Below are 4053 nucleotides of genomic sequence, written 5' to 3'. Positions count from 1 at the left end.
AACGCTCGTTCCTGCTCAGGTTGTTCACCTCCGGCCACCCGGATCAGCCGGGGGTGTTGCGGGCGGTGCTCTCGGACCGTTACGGGATCATCGACAACCTCGACGTGCTCACCGCCGTCCTGGACGGGATACGCCTCGCCGACACCGAGGTCACGGTGCGCTCGTGTGACCTGTCGGAATCCTCCATGCACTGCAAGGTGTACTCCCCCAAGATCCGCGCACTCACCCCGACCTTTCTCGAGAACTATCGGACCCCGTTCGCCAACCCCGAACTCGAGGCCGAACGCCGTCGTGTCGCCGGGCAGATCGACACCGGCCGCCGTCTGGCCGCCCGCGAGAACCGCGGCTACCGACCCGGTGCCGAGCCGGTGGTGTTCGCCGGGTTGCGGTTCTCCAACAGCGAGATCGGCCACCACGCCGTCACGTTGAAACCGGAACTGCTGGTACAGATCTGCGGCAACGGCCTCACCTTGCCGTTGTTCGCGTTCACCAAACGCCACGTCGGTGACCGCCTCGAAATCGGCGGCACCCGTGCCTGGTCCCAGGACACCCAACGCAAACGGCTCGCGGTGATCACCGCCGAGACCCGCGACAAAGTCTCGGAGTGGATGTCGCCGCAATTCCTCACCGCGCGGGTCGCGGAGTTGGAACGCCACGCCGGAACCCCGGTCACCCAACCCGAACGCACCCTCGAAGTCATGAGCAAGAAACTCGGGTTCACCGAGGACGAACGCTCGGGGATCCTGTCGCATTTCATCGCCGGGGGACAACTCACCGCGGCCGGGATCGCCAACGCGGTCACCAGCTACTCCCAAACCATCCCCGACCCCGACCGCGCCGACAACCTCGACGACCTCGCCCTGACCGCGATGACCCTCGTCTGACCACACCCGAACCCGAGGACCTCCATTCCCGCTCGATACCTCCGTTTCCCTGTCCCCCGTTGTGAAGGAGTTGTGCCCATGGCCGAAACCACCACCCTGACCCGTGCCGAGTTCGACACCGCCGAGCACTTCGGCGCCGCCGGTGCGGCCACCGCGCTCGGTGCCGAGACCGTGGCCCGCTGGCGCGAGGAATTCCCGGACTGGAAGACCAAGCACTGGGCCTACAGCGACCCCGAATCCCCGCACGGGGCCAGGTACCTGTGCCCGATCAACGTCGCCACCCGCACCAAGAAATAGACCCGCGACCCGGCCCAGCGGGGGCAGCGCGCTGCCCCCGCCTCCGCCGCAACCGCCTATCTCGAGGAAGGACGACCGCTCCCATGACGAAGAAGAAACAGACACTGCGACTCCCGCAGGGCTTCGACGCGGTCGAGGACATCCTCGGTCTGGATGCCCAGGGGTGCGTGGTCATCCGGTTCGGCACTGATCACACGATGGTGCTGACCCCGTGCTGTCACGCCAGCGGCAAAGGCAGCGCCTATTCGATGTCGGGGGTCGTGTGCCGGGCCTGCTACCGCGACGTGCACTACAAACACGGCGGTATCGAGGCCGAGATCGCGATCCCCCGCGACGACCTCGACATCGTCCTGGACGGCGAACCCCCGCAACCCCGCGAGAGGCGGTAGCCGCTCCCCCCAGCCATCCATCGAAATTTCCCGTCCCCGCGAGGCAGGGACCGGCCAGTCCACAGCTGGCCGTTCCCTGCCTCTTTCACGATAGGAGCTCGCCTCGATGCCCACCGACACCGACACGCCCACCACCGACACCGGCATCGGCGAAACGGTCGACGCCGTCCACTTCGCGCCCGATCCCGCCAGCGTCGACCTCGACTGCACGCGCGATCCCGGCACCGCCCCGGACACCCCCGCCACCGACACCGACACCGTCCAGACCGGCACCGTCGAGGGTGGTGATGACCTCGACGGGTTGTGCACGGGCTCGACCGTGCATCCGGCGTTGCTCGAGATCGACGAGAACGTGCGTAAAACCTTCCAGCTCCAGGACCATCCCGAGGTCACCGACTCCATCCGCGAACACGGTGTGCGGGACCCGATCCTGGTCGTCCGGACCCTCGACGGACGGCTGATCGTGCGCGACGGGCAGGTCCGCACCCTGACCGCGCTGGCCTGCGACCTGTCCGAGGTTCCGGTCTACATCCGCGATTTCGACCCCAGCGTGGACAGCACCGAGGCCGAGATCGAGCGCATCACCGAACAGATCACCCTCAACGACCGCCGCATCCCGCTCACCAACAGCGACCGCGCCGCCGGAATCGCGCTGATGCTCGACCTCGGCGCGTCACCCACCCGCGTCGCCAAGGCATTGCAGACCAAACGCGATGAGGTCAAACTCGTCGGCAAGGTCGGCACCAGCGCGACCGCCCGCAAGCTCATCGATGACGACGACCAGTACGACCTCGCCCACGCCGCGGTCATCGCCGAATACGAAAACATCGGCGACCACGACGCGGTACGTCGCCTGCTCGACGTGCGTAGCAGCATATTCCAGTTCGAAGCCAACCGGATCGCCGCCGACCGCGCCGAACAACGCGACTACCTGGCCCAGGCCCTGCCCTATGCCGAGCGTGGGCTCGGGATCCTCACCGACTACCCCGACCTCTACGACACCGAGACCGGGTTGCTGTGTGTGGCCGAGATCGTCGACGCCGACGGCAACGAGATCGAGTTCGCGACCATCGCCGCGAATCCCGGACCGTGGCTGGTGTGGCTCGATCGCGACCAGGAACAGGTGTGGGTCGAGATCGACAGCGGCCACATCGTCGACCCCGACACCGTGGACTGGGACACCCGCGAGCGGCCCGACACCGAACCCGCCGACGGGTTGCGCCACGCCCGCGAAGTCGAACAACGCGACCAGGTCCTGCCCGAGTACTTCCTGTCCCGCGAACACCTCGACACCGTCGGACTGCGCGAACGCCCCGAACCCGAACCCGACACCGCCACCCACGAAGGCACCGAACCCGGTGAGAGCGCAGACGCCGGTGAAGGCACCGAACCCGGCGAGCACGCAACGCGTTTCGGTCACGTCGACGCCGAGCAGGTCGCCGCGGATCGCAAAGCCGCCGCGGACGCTGCCGCCCAAGCCGCGGCCCAAGCGGCCGAGATCGACCGGGCCGCACGGCGGCGCGTGCGTGAACTCAACAAACTCGGGCTGGCCGCCAAAGCGACCCGCATCGAGTTCGTGACCCGGCTGCTGGCGCGCAAGACCCCACCGGTCCAGGCCGCGTTGTTCCTGACCCGGTCGCTGCTGGCCGACCCGGGCCTGCCCGGTGAGTACCACGCCTTCGACACCGCGTTGAAACTGCTCGGTATCGAGGGATATCGGTCGCGCATGGACCTGCTGGCCACCCTCGACACCACCAAACCCGCCCGCGCCCAGGTCATCGCCCTGGCGTTGGTGCTGGGTGGCTACGAGCACCGCGCCGACAAGGACCTGTGGCGCTACACCGAATCCGCGGTCCGCCGCTACCTGGGCTTCCTGCGCGAACTCGGCTACACCCTCGTCCCGGTCGAACTCGCCGCCCTCGGCGAAGTCAAAGCCATCGACATCGACATCGATACCCCCGCAGCGACCGGCGACCACGACGCCGATCCCATCGCCGATGCCGACGAGACCGACAGCGACGCCCAGGACCTGCCCGCAGCGGCCTGACCATCCTGCGATCCCGGTGCACCCGAAACCCACTCGGACGCACCGGGATCGCGTCCCCGGCCCCCGCGGCATTGCTTGTGAAGGAGTCAGCTGTTGCGCACCCCCGACGAACCCGGCATCGATGCCCTGGCCCGCACCGACGACAACGGCTATCGCGCCCGCAGCCTGTGCCTGGTCGACCACCAGCCCGCCGATATCACCGTCACCGTCGACACCGCGGGCGGCTTCCACGCCACCGTGCGCGTGTTCGACCAGATGAGCCTGTCCTGGCATCTCCTGCTGCGCGCCGACCACCTCGACTACCCGCGCCTGCCCACCGACCCACGCCGCCACTCCACCCTCGAACAGGTCCGTGCCCTGATACGCGACCTGCACGCCACCGCGGGGTGGATCGCCCGCACCGCCCACCAGCAGGGACCACGATGGTGACCAACAC

The 4053-nt window shown here is 68.0% G+C and carries 5 protein-coding genes; all 5 read left to right on the top strand.

The window, feature by feature from the left end; translation table 11 throughout:
* On the top strand, positions 1 to 884 hold an 884-nt coding region (locus tag JZ792_RS40785; protein ID WP_216918293.1), incomplete at its 5' end, for a hypothetical protein.
* 78 nt (positions 885 to 962) lie between these two features.
* Positions 963 to 1181 (top strand): hypothetical protein, encoded by a 219-nt coding sequence (locus tag JZ792_RS40780; RefSeq protein WP_109529376.1) that lies wholly within the window; start codon positions 963 to 965, stop codon positions 1179 to 1181.
* 83 nt (positions 1182 to 1264) lie between these two features.
* Positions 1265 to 1570 (top strand): hypothetical protein, encoded by a 306-nt coding sequence (locus JZ792_RS40775; RefSeq protein ID WP_216918291.1) that lies wholly within the window; start codon positions 1265 to 1267, stop codon positions 1568 to 1570.
* A 106-nt stretch (positions 1571 to 1676) separates the two neighbouring features.
* Positions 1677 to 3617 (top strand): ParB/RepB/Spo0J family partition protein, encoded by a 1941-nt coding sequence (locus tag JZ792_RS40770; RefSeq protein WP_216918289.1) that lies wholly within the window; start codon positions 1677 to 1679, stop codon positions 3615 to 3617.
* Positions 3618 to 3710: 93 nt separating this feature from the next.
* Positions 3711 to 4046 carry a hypothetical protein gene (locus JZ792_RS40765; RefSeq protein WP_216918288.1) on the top strand — a complete coding sequence of 112 codons (336 nt, stop codon included), beginning with the start codon at positions 3711 to 3713 and terminating at the stop codon, positions 4044 to 4046.
* Positions 4047 to 4053: the final 7 nt, after the last annotated feature.

This window comes from Nocardia noduli (genome assembly GCF_019038455.1).
Lineage (GTDB): Bacteria > Actinomycetota > Actinomycetes > Mycobacteriales > Mycobacteriaceae > Nocardia > Nocardia noduli.
The sequence above is the reverse complement of the archived record's forward strand: the minus strand, read 5'-3'. Positions and strand labels throughout refer to the sequence as shown.